General features: G+C 49.9%; 13 protein-coding genes. 4 read left to right on the top strand and 9 right to left on the bottom strand.

Going from position 1 to position 15,254, the window contains the following annotated elements; all coding sequences use genetic code 11:
* Nucleotides 1-102 precede the first annotated feature (102 nt).
* Nucleotides 103-1,377: a membrane-bound lytic murein transglycosylase MltF gene (locus C6Y40_RS13635; protein WP_105935064.1), complete on the top strand. Its 1,275-nt coding sequence runs from the start codon at nt 103-105 to the stop codon at nt 1,375-1,377.
* Nucleotides 1,378-1,592: 215 nt separating this feature from the next.
* Here C6Y40_RS13635 and tadA read toward each other — a convergent pair whose 3' ends face one another.
* Nucleotides 1,593-2,084, bottom strand: coding sequence for a tRNA adenosine(34) deaminase TadA (gene tadA, locus C6Y40_RS13630; RefSeq protein WP_105935081.1), 492 nt, complete (start codon nt 2,082-2,084; stop codon nt 1,593-1,595).
* Between the two features lie 229 nt (nt 2,085-2,313).
* On the opposite strand from tadA, the gene C6Y40_RS13625 reads away from it, so the two are divergent.
* Nucleotides 2,314-2,547 carry a hypothetical protein gene (locus C6Y40_RS13625; protein ID WP_105935063.1) on the top strand — a complete coding sequence of 78 codons (234 nt, stop codon included), beginning with the start codon at nt 2,314-2,316 and terminating at the stop codon, nt 2,545-2,547.
* A 223-nt stretch (nt 2,548-2,770) separates the two neighbouring features.
* Nucleotides 2,771-3,271: a type II secretion system protein gene (locus tag C6Y40_RS13620; RefSeq protein WP_170308491.1), complete on the top strand. Its 501-nt coding sequence runs from the start codon at nt 2,771-2,773 to the stop codon at nt 3,269-3,271.
* A 14-nt stretch (nt 3,272-3,285) separates the two neighbouring features.
* Here C6Y40_RS13620 and C6Y40_RS13615 read toward each other — a convergent pair whose 3' ends face one another.
* Nucleotides 3,286-5,226: a cation:proton antiporter domain-containing protein gene (locus C6Y40_RS13615; protein ID WP_105935080.1), complete on the bottom strand. Its 1,941-nt coding sequence runs from the start codon at nt 5,224-5,226 to the stop codon at nt 3,286-3,288.
* Between the two features lie 193 nt (nt 5,227-5,419).
* Here C6Y40_RS13615 and C6Y40_RS13610 point away from each other — a divergent pair, with 193 nt between their 5' ends.
* The gene (locus C6Y40_RS13610; RefSeq protein WP_105935061.1) at nt 5,420-6,319 is read left to right on the top strand and encodes a GGDEF domain-containing protein; all 900 of its coding nucleotides are present in this window, start codon (nt 5,420-5,422) and stop codon (nt 6,317-6,319) included.
* Nucleotides 6,320-6,363: 44 nt separating this feature from the next.
* On the opposite strand, the gene tilS is transcribed toward C6Y40_RS13610, so the two are convergent.
* The 7 genes from tilS to fabZ form a co-directional block, all read right to left on the bottom strand.
* Complete coding sequence (gene tilS / locus C6Y40_RS13605) at nt 6,364-7,710, bottom strand: tRNA lysidine(34) synthetase TilS (RefSeq protein ID WP_105935060.1); 1,347 nt, start codon at nt 7,708-7,710, stop codon at nt 6,364-6,366.
* Between the two features lie 82 nt (nt 7,711-7,792).
* A complete protein-coding gene (accA, locus tag C6Y40_RS13600) occupies nt 7,793-8,749 on the bottom strand; it encodes an acetyl-CoA carboxylase carboxyl transferase subunit alpha (RefSeq protein ID WP_105935059.1) in 957 nt (318 codons plus the stop codon).
* 44 nt (nt 8,750-8,793) lie between these two features.
* Complete coding sequence (gene dnaE, locus C6Y40_RS13595) at nt 8,794-12,258, bottom strand: DNA polymerase III subunit alpha (protein WP_105935058.1); 3,465 nt, start codon at nt 12,256-12,258, stop codon at nt 8,794-8,796.
* A 6-nt stretch (nt 12,259-12,264) separates the two neighbouring features.
* A complete protein-coding gene (gene rnhB / locus C6Y40_RS13590) occupies nt 12,265-12,864 on the bottom strand; it encodes a ribonuclease HII (RefSeq protein ID WP_105935057.1) in 600 nt (199 codons plus the stop codon).
* A complete protein-coding gene (lpxB, locus tag C6Y40_RS13585; RefSeq protein ID WP_105935056.1) occupies nt 12,857-14,011 on the bottom strand; it encodes a lipid-A-disaccharide synthase in 1,155 nt (384 codons plus the stop codon). The genes rnhB and lpxB overlap by 8 nt, the downstream gene beginning before the upstream one ends.
* A 3-nt stretch (nt 14,012-14,014) precedes the next feature.
* Nucleotides 14,015-14,785 (bottom strand): acyl-ACP--UDP-N-acetylglucosamine O-acyltransferase, encoded by a 771-nt coding sequence (gene lpxA, locus C6Y40_RS13580; protein WP_105935055.1) that lies wholly within the window; start codon nt 14,783-14,785, stop codon nt 14,015-14,017.
* A gap of 1 nt (nt 14,786) precedes the next feature.
* Nucleotides 14,787-15,236 carry a 3-hydroxyacyl-ACP dehydratase FabZ gene (gene fabZ, locus C6Y40_RS13575; RefSeq protein ID WP_105935054.1) on the bottom strand — a complete coding sequence of 150 codons (450 nt, stop codon included), beginning with the start codon at nt 15,234-15,236 and terminating at the stop codon, nt 14,787-14,789.
* Between the last annotated feature and the right edge of the window lie 18 nt (nt 15,237-15,254).

Here is a 15,254-nt window from a genome sequence, read left to right as displayed (position 1 = left end):
GCGGCGGCTTGATAACCAGCAAGGGTTATTCAACCGTAATTTTTTTACCCAAATAACCCGATCCTGTGGTTTTAGCACTAACAGCAGTAATATAGAATAATAATGAATCCCCTACTTCACCACTTATCAGGCAAAGTCCTTCTGGTTGCAATCACCTTGAGCTGGTTGTTACCCGCCAGTGCCCAGGCCCAGTCCACGCTTAATACCGTTCTTGAGGAGCAGGTTTTGAAGGTTGGCCTGATTAATGACAGGCACCATTACCATCTGACCGGAGACGGCCCGACTGGTTTTGATTACGGCTATGCCCGTGGTCTGGCTGACTATCTGGGAGTCACTCTACAAGTCGTACCATTTTACAGCGAGGCAAAGCTCTACCAGGCACTTACCAATAACACTGTCCATATAGCAGCGCCTCGTTTTCGCCCTGCCGCCCTCAGGCCTGATCTGACCTATGGGCCGGTCTTGTTTACCGCAACGCTGGTTGAAATTGGGCCAGACAATGACGCCAGTCCCTGTGCCACGACAGAGCCACAGCAACGACGGGTACTACCATACTTGCAGGATACAGTGACGGCCATTACCGGTAGCGACTGGCAAAAATCCGACAGTGCCGACAGCGTAACACTATTAACTGAGATGCTCAGCCAGGCCGAATTCTGCACCATTCTTCCCAACACCTGGCGCGCTGCGCTCAAGGGGTATTTTCCATCCTTAAACGAGCAAGTATTGCCTGATGTCACGCTATCCAAGCAATGGTTGGTACGCGCTGAGGATACAGCGTTGCTTAGTACGCTATATGAATTTACTCATTTAAGCCGCACCAATGGCTCACTTGCCGTGCTGAAAGATAAGATACATGAACCGCAAAAAGTACTGGTGAAACCCGATCCCAGACAGCTGGTTGAGCATATCAATACCCGCTACCCGGCTATACAGCAGGCTGCTGAAGGGGTTCAAAGTACGCTGGACGGGGCTTACATCGCAGCTATCGATTACCTCCTCAACGATTGGCAAGCAGCGCAACATGAACAGGCCAAAGAAAACGAAAAGCCAGCCATAAGACTGGCACAGATAGGCCGCAAACTGGACACATTGCAAGCGCAATTACCCGCCCGGATCCAGGGCACTGACCGCACCTGGTTTATTCTGGCCGCCTATTATCTGGGGGCAGAGCATATCGACGATGCCAGGCAACTCACCGTTCAGGCCGGTGCAAACCCAGATTTATGGGTTGATGTAAAACAACAGTTACCCCTGCTACAGACTGATTACTCAGCCACGCGCGCGGGATTCGCTAATGGCGCGCAGGCCGTTACTTTTGTGGATCAGGTACGCTACGTAGCAGAAACGTTAACACTGTTAATGAAAGGCACTTGATCTTTTGTCATATCACCTTCATATATGTCTATTAGAGTGAACAAGGTAATCACTGGGTTGGAACAAGACAAATAACGCAACCCACTAATAATCATGGAGATTAATATGAAAAATACGAACAGAAGACGACATCAGATGCGTAAGACAAGCCAGAAAATTTTTCACAGACGCCGTCAGTTTTTGAATTTTGATCTGGTACAAATGGCAAAAGCAAATTAACCCACCGCTTTTGCCGCTTTCTTTTCTGCCCTTCGCCGTTTAAAAAACTCAGAAATAATTCCCCCGCACTCATCCGCTAATACACCACCGCTTATTTCAAGCTGATGGTTTAGCTGCGGATGCTGACACAGTTGCATGACACTGCCAGCCGCGCCGGTTTTAGCATCAAAGGCGCCGAATACTAACCGATTAATGCGGCTGTGCACAAGCAAACCTGCGCACATAGGGCAAGGTTCGAGAGTGACATATAGTGTTGCATTAATTACCCGGTAATTCTCAATGGTCCGAGCGGCCATGCGAATAGCTTTCATTTCTGCGTGAGCGGAAGGATCGTGATCCACAATAGGCGTATTGTATCCCTCACCGATTATCTGATCCTCGGCAACTACCACAGCACCTACCGGAATTTCGTTCATCGCTTCGGCCTTCGCGGCTAGCGATAATGCATAACGCATCCAGTGCTCGTCTTGACTAACTTGCTCACTCATTAGTGAAAAAACCCAATTCAATGGTCAAAATAGCGATAGCTATTATAGTTCCTTACCACAGAAATAACATAACTATATGTTTTAAAAACACTTTAAGTTTATGGCGAAGTACTTGCTATACTATTCCAAACGATGCTAACCGTCGCATCAACCACACCGATAAACTGGCCCGGTAAATGCGACGTTAAGCATCTGATTATACGAAACTGATTAACGAAGGGAAAATATTATGAGCTTTTGGACTGCAGTAGTTGTGATCGTTGCCATTTTAGCCGGCACCATTATTTCCACATCCAAGCATAAGGCAAAACATAATAGCGCAGATAATGACAAAACCAACGAGCTCGAAAAAGAAATCGAAGCGCTCAAAGCTCGCATTGTCACCTTAGAAAAAATTGTTACAGACCCTGGCTACGACCTGAAGAAGCAATTTAAAGATCTGGAAGATGACCGGGTTGCGTAATTTCCTGCTCAAGACAATGACACCAGCAGTAAAATGCTGGTGTCAGGCTATTAGCGCCTCACTATCATTCGCGCAACGCTTGTTGCGCTCTCCTTTCAAAGAGCTTCTGTAATTTAACGCTAACCACCCGAATATTAAGCCAAAATTCTTGCCAACGGCAGGTTAATACAATATCGTTATGGGCGAGTTTTCTTGCACACCGGCTGTAACAGGGAGTGGTTGTATGCGTCAGTCATCGGGTTTTACGTTAATCGAACTGATTATTGTTGTCGTGCTAATTGGCGTACTGTCGGTAGTTGCTCTGCCAAAGTTTATTGATTTTTCCGGCGATGCCAGCCAGGCGACATTTCGTTCAACCGCCAGCGCGTTTAAGTCCGGGGTCGAATTCATTCACCTGAAATGGCAAGTCGCGGGTAATAACCAAGCGCAGCAGGATTTTATCCCCATCGCTGATCCGGGCGTCGGCGGAGACTTAAGCGTTAATGCCAATGGCTTTCCGGCAGATACCCGCGGCACCAGCTTAACGCTCAATAGCGACAACGATTGCCTTGATGTGTGGCGGGCAGTGCTCAATACTCGTGATGCCAGTGTTGCAACGAATGACAGCGCCCTTTATGAGGCGCAGTACAATAACAACTTTACCTGCACCTACTCATTGGTAAGCAATCCTTCATTAACCGTTGATTATGATTCCACCAACGGAGAGGTAACCATTAATTTCTAACCTGTTAACGTATTTCAGTAACCATCCAGAAGGTAACGCTCGGCGCGTTCGATTCGCCTTGGCTTGCCAGCAATGACCAGAATATCGCCCGGTATTAGCCGCTCCTGAAAATCCTCGGCTGTAAATTCCTGGCCGGCGCGGCGCACCGACTTAATTTTGACCTTATCTATCATCGCGGTCAGTTCATGCAACTGCTTATCTACCGCAAACGCATCTGTGCCCAGTGCTATAGCATGGATAAACTCCAGTTTATCGGCGGTGTTATAGCTGATTTCGGTCGTCTCGCCGGGATAGAAACCGTGCAGGTGATCGTATCGCCCTTTACGTTCTTCACGCACCCGCTTAAGAATTTTTGACATCGGTACCCCGGCGTAATGCATCACCTGCGAGATAAGCATCAGGCTACCTTCCTGAAGTTCCGGCACTACCTGACTTGCCCCGGCGCTATAGAGCGCTTCGAGCTCCACATCCCGCGGCGTTCGTACCATCACATCAACGTCATCTTTTACCTGACGTGCGGCATTGATCACCAGCTTGGCTTTTTCTGCCTCAGAAAAAGTGACCAAAACCAATTTGGCTTGTTCTAAACGGGCGCTGTGCAGCAGGTCTTTTTGCGTGGCATCACCATAAATAACATGCTCACCGGCACTGCGGCTCTCAAAGACCCGGATCGGATCAACATCAATAACCAGATAAGTTACGTCTTCCATGCTGAGCATTCTGGCCACCGATTGCCCTACCCGACCAAAACCACAGATGATCACATGATCGCGCATACCGCTAACATCAATCTCAGGTACTTCCGGCTCAATATTATCGTGCGTTACAGAACTTAAACGCTGTGCTAATTCAAGGCTGTGCTCAACTAACCAGGGAGTCACAGCCATACTAATGACCCCCATGGAAATCAAAATCGACGACTGAGTCGGGCTAATCACTGAGTGACTGTTAGCCAAAGCCGCAATAACAAAGCTGAACTCCCCCACCTGACAAAGCTTTAACCCGGCCGACCAGCCATCAATAGAAGAAATAGAAAACACGCTGGCAGACAATCGCACGAGCACTACCTTGGTAACCATCAGCAGGATAACGCCAAGCACAATCCAGTGGCCGTAACTCATCAGCACAGAGAGCTCTAACTGCATTCCCACGGTGACGAAAAACAGTCCCATAAGGATGTCACGGAAGGGGCGGATATCGGCTTCCAGCTGATATTTGTACTGGCTTTCACCAAGCATCATCCCGGCCAGGAAAGCGCCCAGCGCCATAGACAAGCCAAAGGCATAGGTAAGACCGCCTGCCAGTAACGCTACCAGAATGGTACTCAGCACAAACAACTCATCGGTGCGGGTACGCGCCACTTCCCTGAAAACCCAGGGCAGCACCCATTTGCCCACAGACATGAGCATACCCACTACCAGTACGCCTTTTACCAGCGCCAGGGCCAGTGCCATTGCCAGACTGGTCTCGCTTTCCCCGGATAGCAGCGGAATAACTATCAGAAAAGGCACCACGGCGAGGTCCTGAAACAGCAGAATACTGACCGCCAGTTGCGTGCGGACATTATTTAATATGCCCATCTCAGTTACTTGCTTGATAACAATAGCAGTGGAACTAAGCGCCAGCATGCCGCCAATCACAATGGCCGCCGACAAGCTGGTATCCACCAGCATCCATACCGCTACTGAGCCCAGTACGGTGGTCAGCACCATCTGCATCAGCCCGGCGCCAAATACCAGCGAGCGCATTGCCATCAGTTTAGGCAATGAAAATTCAAGACCAAGGGAAAACAACAGAAAGACAATGCCAACTTCGGCGGCGAGATGCATGTCTTCAGGGTGAGAATAAAGGGCAAAGCTACTGGGACCAGCAATAATACCGGCAAATAAATAAGCGAGAATGGGTGGCAAATAGATCCGCTTGAATAAAGCCACACTCACCACTGCTATAAGCATTAACAGTACAATTTGAACGAAACCGTGTTCTACCACCTAAATTCCCCGCAATGCATTTTGGGCATGTGTTTTGCTTAGTTAATGGCAACGATACCATTAAGTCTAATCAAAGCACACATTTTCGCAAGAAACGACATTTTTTTGTCATCCTTAAAGTGAAGTGGGTGCCAGACATTGAGTCAAGGGGCAGCACTTGGATATTTCAATGATTCACTTTGAACACGCTACAGCAGAAAGCAGCTTTCTTGGCGGTGCTGAGCCTGAAGTTTTGACCAGTGATCAGGTCAATACGGTGCTCAACCAATTAACCTCAACGATTGAAATCTATACACTGGTATCACTCTATTTTACACAGGTAAACAGATACTTGCCTCTGGTAGGTATCGATATGTCAGAGTTTGACAAAACATTGAATGCGGGTCTGCTTAGCAGCGAATTTGCCGTGAGTCTGCCGGTCAGCGCGGTTCGCCTGGACCAGGGCAAACACGCCGCTTTCGTGCGCTATATTTTTGACGAAAACTTGTCACCGTCCCAGCGCCGTGTGCTGGCAACATTACATCAGTTATTTACCCGGCCGCTCATTCACGCCATGGAGTTCCAGCGTTTACGCCTGCTGGCCACTAAGGATCCACTGACTAACCTGGGCAACCGCAATGGATTTAATGAAGCCGCTCAGCGTTTAATTAACCGTCACACCCGCAACGGCCAGTCGTTTGGTCTGCTGGTGGTAGATTTGGATAACTTCAAGCAGGTCAACGATAAGCACGGTCACCAACAGGGTGACGAAGTCCTTATGATCACAGCGTCGGTGCTTACCGACACGATCCGCGGCCATGAAGAAGCGTATCGCTTTGGTGGTGATGAGTTTTGCTGTTTGCTGGATGTCAGCTGTCCGCGGGAATTATCGGCCATTGCTGGCAGGATCCACGACGCCATGCACGCCCACCCGCTACTCAAAGCGCATCATGTCACTTGTAGCATAGGCGGCTCACTGCTGCGCGAAAACGACAGTATGGGGGACTTATTTGACCGCGCCGATAAAGCCCTTTACGAAGCAAAAGAAGACGGCAAAGACACTTACCAGGCCGCCTGAAACGGCAACCACTTGCCGATGGCCAGCCATCGGATTGCCACTTTCTACAGCGCGTAAAGCTGCAGTGAAAACTGATACTGCCCCGTTGCAGAAAGCGCTATTATCCGCCCCTTTCCGACCAAGGCCAACGGCTGCTCTGTATCACTCAATAGTAACCAGTCACTGCGCTCCCAGGGCGGTACCTGCCATTGCTTAAACCATTGTTTCAAGGGTTTATGATGCGCCTCTCCTGCCGGTTTAACCGCTAAAGATAATACTGGCTGGCTAAGCGAGAAATGGCTTTCGGCGGCGGCCATACTTACAGAACATACAGCCCCCTCTTGCCGCTTGCCAATCATTAGTTGTTGCTGCTGTGGCTCGATGGAGATGTATTCCTGAGTACTAAAACTAACGGTATTGAAACACCAGGGCGGTTGCCCTTTGTCAAGGCAGTAAAGCGTATCCTGATAACGGCGTAGCTGCGTATTTCCCAAAACAATATGAGGTTGCGCATCAGGCCTGGCGGTCAGCATTTGCTGAATTTGCATCAATTGCTTCGCCCCTGGCATAGCAACCTTATTGCGCTCAAGCCAACGCCGCAGCAAGGCTCGTTGCCAGGCAGGCGAAGCGGCGTTTAAACCACTCACAGAAATGCGCCCGGGCTTGCCGCATAATCGCTCGAGACGCTCATCACAGACTTCATCCAGCAGGCCTTGTTGCTCGGCACATAAGCCGGCACTGCGGGAAGCCGTCTGCCCAAATGAGGGCCAGCGTCCCAGCAGTGAGGGGAGCACACTGTGGCGCAAGAAATTGCGGTCGAAGCTTTCGTCACTGTTGGACTCATCTTCTATCCAGCGCAGGCCATTTTGCTCTGCATAAGCGAGTATTTGCGCTCGGCTTAAGGGTAACAATGGCCGACTAACAGGTACTGAGTACATTACACTGAACGCTGGAATCCCCGACAATCCCTTTGGCCCTGCCCCACGCTTTAACTGGAGTAACAGGGTTTCAAGTTGATCATTCTGATGATGGGCGGTAACAATAACGCTTTTGGCCGCTTTCGCATGTTCGCACAAGGCTGCGTAGCGCCGGTCACGAGCACAGGCCTCCAGACTTTCCCTGGCGCGAGGTGTTACTTCAACAGCAATAGCAGTAAAGCTTACGTCGAGCGCTTTACAAAGCCCAGCACAAAACTGTTGCCAGTCATCGGCATGGGCACTGAGGCCATGATTAACATAAACCGCTTCAATGGGTGGCACGGCTAGTTCGCCGCTACGGGATAACTGCATAAGTGAATGCAACAGCACCACGGAGTCGAGGCCACCACTTAAGCCAACAATCAGTTTGTCGGGCTGCTCGCGGGCTATCAGCGTGCTGAAATGTGTACTTAATGCAGAAAAAACCGGATCCATAAACGGGACTTTACCAGATGAAAAACGACGTAAAAAAAGGCCGTAACCGGCCCTTTTATTAAGCTAATTGATTTGTTATGGCCTAGCAATAGCCAAATGACATCAGGCGCTCGTAGCGCTCATCCATCAACTTATCCAGCGACAGCGACTGTAACTGGCTCAGTTGCTGTTTCAGGGTGGCTTTCAGGTTAGCCGCCATGCTGTCGTGATCGCGATGGGCGCCACCGAGTGGTTCATCAACAATGGCATTGATCAGGCCCAGCTCTTTGATCTGCTGTGCGCTCACGCCCATAGCTTCTGCAGCCTGAGGCGCTTTATCTGCGCTCTTCCACAAAATTGACGCACAGCCTTCCGGTGAGATCACAGAATATGTGCTGTATTGCAGCATGTTGACCCGATCGCCTACACCAATAGCCAGAGCACCACCAGAACCACCTTCACCGATAACAGTACAAATGATTGGCACCTTAAGTTCAGCCATTTCTTTCAGGTTGCGGGCGATTGCTTCGCTCTGACCTCGCTCTTCGGCGCCTACGCCCGGATACGCCCCGGGAGTGTCGATAAGCGTAATAATGGGCAGCTTAAAGCGCTCTGCCATCTTCATCAGGCGCAACGCCTTACGATAGCCCTCTGGCTTAGGCATACCGAAGTTACGTTTAATCTTCTCCGGTACGTCACGACCTTTCTGGTGACCAATGATCATCACCGGCTGGTCATCTAACTTTGCCAAACCACCTACGATGGCTTTATCGTCGGCATAAGCACGATCGCCGGCCAGCTCGTCGAATTCCTGGAAGGTACGCCCAAGATAATCCAACGTGTACGGACGCATTGGATGACGCGCCAACTGAGAAATCTGCCAGGCGCCGAGATTAGAGAAAATTTTACCGGTTAACTCGGCACTTTTGGTGCGCAGACGGGTGATCTCTTCTTCGATCCCCACATCAAACTCGCCGCCCTGATTTACCAACCGCAGCTCTTCTATTTTTGCTTCTAGTTCGGCTATTGGTTGTTCAAAATCCAAAAACTGTATACTCATTACGTGTCCTACTTTTACTCCCCGATTGGCCTGACCTTCACCGATTAGTGAAAAGTCAGCCGAACCGACTGCTCACCCAGGCACTGTTTTAACTCGTGCAATAACTGATCTTCGGGTGTAATAAACCAGTGTGCGTCACATTTTAATGAAACTGCCACATCCGGATGTAAAATATCTAACTGAACCGGGCAACTACCGCCCGCATAATTACGTAAAATCGACTGCAACGATGATAACTTATCTGGTTTACACCATTGTGTGTCGACTTGCAATGCCAGGGAACGCGCATTTTTCTCACGCGCCTGAACGATATCCATAGCATCCCGGGCGGTGATTGTATTGCCCCCCGAGAAATCATCAAAGCTGACCTGTCCTTTAATCACCAAAATACGATCAGGTTCGAGCACTGATTCAAAAGTTTCATACATTTCAGGGAAGAACCTGACGTCCATTCTAGCACTTTTATCGTCAAGTGTAACAATTGCCCAGCGCCGGCCTTTCTTATTGGTCATTACCCGCACACCAAGCACCAAGCCAACCGCCGTAGCCATCTGATCTTTGCCGGTTGGACGCAGATCTACCAGGCGTCCGTCCACATAGTTACGCACTTCTTCGGCATATTGATTAATCGGATGGCCGGTTAAGTAAAGACCCAGAGTTTCTTTTTCCCCATCCAGCCAGACTTTTTCCGGCCACTGGGGGACTTCAGCAAACGCCTGACGCACTTGCTCTGGCTCAGTGGTCAGCAGTCCAAACATATCAGACTGACCAAAAGATTCGGCCTTAGCATGCTGATCGGCCGCCGCGATAGCTTCCGGAAGCGACGCCATGATAGCAGCCCGGTGCGGGCCAAGATTATCCATGGCACCCGCCAGTACCAGTTTTTCCAATACCCGTTTATTCACCCGCTTTAGATCCACTTTGGCACAGAAATCAAACAAATCAGAAAATTCGCCCTGAGTTTCCCGGGCTTCAATAATCGCTTCAATGGGGTTTTCACCCACTCCTTTGATGGCACCGATGCCGTAAACAATGCGCCCCTGAGGATCAACGGTAAACTTATAACGCCCTTTATTAAGGTCTGGCGGCAGAATTTCCAGTCCCATCCGACCCACTTCATCCACCAGGGTCACTATCTTATCGGTGTTATCCATATCGGCCGACATTACCGCTGCCATAAACTCAGCCGGATAATGCACTTTCAGCCATAACGTCTGGTAAGACACCAGTGCGTAGGCGGCCGAGTGTGACTTGTTAAAACCGTAACCGGCGAATTTTTCCACCAAATCGAAAATTTTCATCGCGAGATCTGGGTCGATATTGTTGTTCTTCGACCCTTCCGCAAAGACCGCCCGCTGCTTTTCCATCTCCTCGGGCTTTTTCTTACCCATTGCCCGGCGCAGCAAGTCAGCGCCACCGAGCGAATAACCTGCCATTTCCTGGGCAATCTGCATTACCTGTTCCTGGTAAAGGATAATTCCGTAGGTTGGCTCCAGAATTTCTTTAAGGCATTCGTGCTGATAATCGGCATCAGGGTAGGAGATTTCCTCGCGGCCATGTTTACGGTCGATAAAGTTATCTACCATGCCCGACTGCAGAGGTCCCGGACGAAACAGGGCCACCAATGCGATGATATCTTCAAAGCAATCCGGCTTAAGGCGTTTGATGAGTTCTTTCATACCGCGGGATTCAAGCTGAAATACCGCAGTGGTTTCGGCGGCCTGCAATGACCGGAAACTCTTTTTGTCTTCTAACGGAATGGCGGCAATATCAACGTCTTTGCCCTGCCCTTCCTTAATCATATCCAGCGCCCACTGGATGATGGTCAGGGTGCGTAACCCGAGGAAGTCAAACTTAACCAGACCGGCGGTTTCCACATCGTTTTTATCGAACTGGGTAACCGGGTTTTTGCCCTCATCATCACAGTAGAGCGGTGAGAAATCGGTAATTTTAGTCGGCGCAATCACCACGCCACCGGCGTGCTTACCGGCGTTTCGGGTTACCCCTTCAAGGATGCGCGCCATATCGATAAGATCGCGGACTTCTTCATCCTGATCATACAGTTCGGGTAAACGCGGCTCCGCTTCGAAGGCTTTGCTCAGAGTCATGCCCGGATCCGGCGGAATTAACTTTGAAATGCGATCAACAAAACCATAGGGATGACCCAGTACACGGCCCACGTCGCGGACCACCGCTTTGGCTGCCATGGTACCAAAAGTAATGATCTGTGATACCGCATCCCGGCCATACAGCTCAGCAACGTGGTCGATAACCTCGTCACGCCGGTCCATACAAAAGTCAACGTCAAAGTCGGGCATCGATACCCGCTCAGGGTTAAGGAACCGTTCGAATAGCAGGTCAAATTCCAGCGGATCAAGATCGGTGATCTTCAGGGCATAAGCCACCAGTGACCCAGCACCAGAACCACGGCCTGGCCCAACCGGAATGTCGTTGTCTTTACTCCACTGGATAAATTCCATGACGATCAGGAAGTAACCTGGGAAGCCCATCTGATTGATTACGCCCAGCTCAATTTCAAGCCGTTCGTCGTAGGCCGTGCGCTTTTCCTGGCGCTCTTTTTCATCCGGGAACAAAAACTCAAGACGTTCTTCAAGACCTTCTTCTGAAACCTTTACCAGAAAGTCCTCAGTAGTCATGCCGCCAGTTGGAAACTGTGGCAGGAAGTACTCGCCCAGACGCACGGTTACATTACAGCGCTTAGCAATTTCTACCGTATTTTCAATAGCCTCGGGAATGTCCTCGAACAGCGCGACCATTTCTTCGCTACTACGTAGATACTGCTGTTCACTGTACAGTTTCGGGCGACGCTTATCATCCAGCGTGTAACCATCATGGATACTTACGCGGATTTCATGGGCGTCAAATTTATCCCGATCGATAAAGCATACTTCGTTAGTAGCGACTACCGGCAGTCCGCGTTCTTCGGCTAACGCAAAGGCGGCATGGTTGTAGTCTTCTTCACCGCGCCGCCCGGTACGAACCATTTCCAGATAGAAACGATCGGTAAAATGGCTGGTGTAAAATGCCAGGTTATCTTCCAGCATTTTAGGGTTGTTTTTAGTCAGTAACTGGCCAACATCGCCTTTGGTTCCACCAGAGAGCACAATCACGCCATCGGCATGTTCCGCCAGCCATTGTTTATCAATCATCGCCCGATGATGGACATGGCCTCGCAGGTACGCTTTCGAAATTAACAAGGTGATATTTTTATATCCCTCGTTGTTCATGGCCAGTAAGGTGAGGCGGAACGGCTCGTCGGGAAAGTCTTCGCTTTGCACCCAGAAATCGGTGCCAATGATGGGTTTTATCCCGCGGGAGTGCGCTTCTGAGTAATATTTTACCAGACCACACATATTCATCTGATCGGTGATAGCCACCGCCGGCATGCCCAGCTCTTCCACTTTGGCCAGAATAGGTTTGACCTTATTCAGACCATCCATCATGGAAAAGTCACTGTGTACCCGTAAATGAACAAAGTTCGCTGACATTTTTTATTAACCTTTAGTTGTCACCGAGGATTCTGCAGCAGTAAGTAATGCCTGCACCGGTTTAAAACTTTTGCGATAACACGATAATACACCGTTGTCGGCCAGCGCTGCAAAGTGCGCTTTGGTGGGATAGCCTTTGTGCGCGGCAAATCCATAGGCAGGATATTGCTTATCCAGCTCCAGCATATCGTTATCCCGCTCCACTTTGGCCAGAATCGATGCGGCCGAAATTTCGGGATGCAGGCTATCGCCTTTTACCACCGCTTCCGCAGCATAAGACCAGGGCGGTAAACGGTTACCGTCCACCAATACGAAGTCTGGCGTTAGTAACAGATTATCTACGGCGCGGGTCATGGCCAGCATGGTGGCGTGCAGAATATTAAGTTTGTCGATTTCGGCCGGCGTTGCCCGGCCAATTGCCCACGCCAGCGCTTTTTGTTTGATTTCAGCGGATAACGCATTGCGCTTTTTCTCGCTGAGTTTTTTAGAGTCCGTTAGTCCCTCTATGGGATTGTTCGGATCGAGGATCACCGCAGCGGTGACCACATCGCCTACTAAAGGGCCCCGGCCAACTTCATCTACGCCGGCAATATACTTACTACTCATTGATTACTTCCAGAACGGCTTCTGCCGCACGCTCATCGGCGTTTTGCTTTAACGACTGGTGCAATTCAACAAACCGCTCTGTTAACGACGTGGTATCGGCATCAAACAAGTTGAGCAGTTCACTGCACAGCCGATCGGGATTGACATCCTCCTGCAACAGCTCCGGCACCAGTGCTTCGTTAGCCAGAATATTCGGTAATGAAAAATACGCCGGTTTGTATAACCGCATCATCATTTTGTGGGTTAACCAGGATAGCAGGTAGGCCGATACCATGGGCCGCTTGCACAGCATGGCTTCCAGTGTAGCCGTGCCGGAAGCAAGCAGAATAACATCGCTGGCAATCATGGCTTCACGGGACTGCCCCGCTAACACTGTCACGCGACTATCTTTAAGCCAGTCCGGTTTAGTGGTTTGCAGATATTGCTCTATTTGTTGCAAGCGTCGGTCATTGGCGGCCGGGATAACAATCTGACAATCAGGCTTCTGCTGCCATATTTGCTCTACTGTATCGGTAAATACTGGCAGCAATTTTGCCACCTCTCCGCCCCGGCTACCGGGCAACAATGCCAGGCACTGGTTGTCGTTGCTCAGGCCTAACGTTGCTCTGGCTTCGGCCTGATCCGGATGCAGCGGAATAATGTCGGCCATGGTGTGGCCGACAAAGCTATAAGATACCTGATACTTATCGTAGACGTCCTGCTCGAAAGGAAAAATGCCCAGTACCCGGTTAGTGGCCCGGGCAATTTTAACGATCCGCTTTTCCCGCCATGCCCAGACAGTTGGGCTGACATAGTGCACGGTTTTAATGCCATGCTGCTTCAAGGCAGTTTCTACACGCAGGTTAAAATCGGGAGCATCTACGCCAATATACACGTCGGGAGGGTGCTTTATAAAATGAGCGATGAGTTCATTTTTGAGTTTCAGAATGGGCCGGATGCTGGATAACACTTCCACCAACCCCATCACAGAGAGCGTCTCGATATCAAACAGACTGGTGCAACCCGCCGCCTGCATGTGCGGCCCGGCAATGCCTTCGAATATTGCGTCCGGATAGCGCTTTTTCAGTGCTTTGATGAGTCCGGCGGCGAGCACGTCGCCGGACGCTTCACCGGCAACCACGGCAATGCGTAGCGCTTTGGTTGTCATCGATTAACGTACGATGCCGCGTTCTGACTCCGCCAGAAACGTAATTAACATGCCAACTTCGGGATGGCCTTCTGCCATTTCGGTCAGTTTCTTAATTGCTTCTTCAACCGTGTTGTTATCGCGGTAAATTACTTTATAAGCACGCTTAATGGCCATGATGGTTTCTTTGCCAAATCCGCGACGACGAAGACCTTCAGAATTGATCCCCTGAGGGACGTGCTTGGTACCGCTAATCATCACAAAAGGAGGGATGTCGCGCAGCACGATAGCACCGCCACCGGTAAAAGCATGCTTGCCAATTTTACAGAACTGGTGAACAGCCGTGGTGCCGCCAAGAATAGCGTAATCACCAATTTCCACATGACCGGCAACCGCCACATTATTGGCCAGGATGGTGCCATTACCAATCACACAGTCGTGTGCGATGTGAGCATTCACCATCACCAGATTATCGTTTCCAATACGGGTTACGCTCTGATCCTGAACCGTACCGCGGTGTACCGTAACGCCTTCACGAAAAACGTTGTTATCACCAATAATTAACTCTGTGCGTTCGCCGGCGTATTTTTTATCCTGGCAGTCTTCACCAATAGATGTGAACTGGTAAAAATGATTACCTCGTCCGATACGCGATGGCCCTTTAATCACCACATGCGACTCCACCCGGCAATCATCGCCAAGTACCACGTCGTCTCCAATCACTGAAAACGGGCCAACGGCCACGTTGTTACCGAGTTTGGCATTGGGGGAAATCACTGCAGTTTCATGAATCACGTTAATCTTTCTCTCTCATTGCACACATAAATTCCGCGCAGCAGGCTTCTTCACCGTCGACGCTTGCTACGCCTTTAAATTTCCATATCCCGCGGCGTTCTTTAACAATGCAGACATCAAAGTCGAGTCTGTCGCCTGGCGTTACCGGGCGCTTAAAACGCGCGTTGTCTATTCCAGCGTATAAGTATAGCTTATCGTTTTTACCTATCGTCTTAAATCCAAGCACTCCAGCGGCCTGCGCCATTGCTTCGAGGATCAATACCCCCGGGAAAATAGGGTAATCAGGAAAATGTCCGGTAAAACAAGGTTCGTTCAGGGTAATGTTTTTATACGCTTTGATGCTAACACCCAGTTCGTAATCCGTAACTCTGTCAATAAGCAGAAACGGATATCGATGAGGCAGCAAATCCATGATTTCACGGATTTCGATAGTATTAAGTGGGTTGGCCAAAAATTATCTCCTTCGACA

Source organism: Marisediminitalea alba (assembly GCF_002993365.1).
Taxonomy (GTDB): domain Bacteria; phylum Pseudomonadota; class Gammaproteobacteria; order Enterobacterales; family Alteromonadaceae; genus Alteromonas; species Alteromonas alba.
Note: the sequence above shows the minus strand (reverse complement) of the source record. Positions and strands in the feature narration are given on the sequence as shown.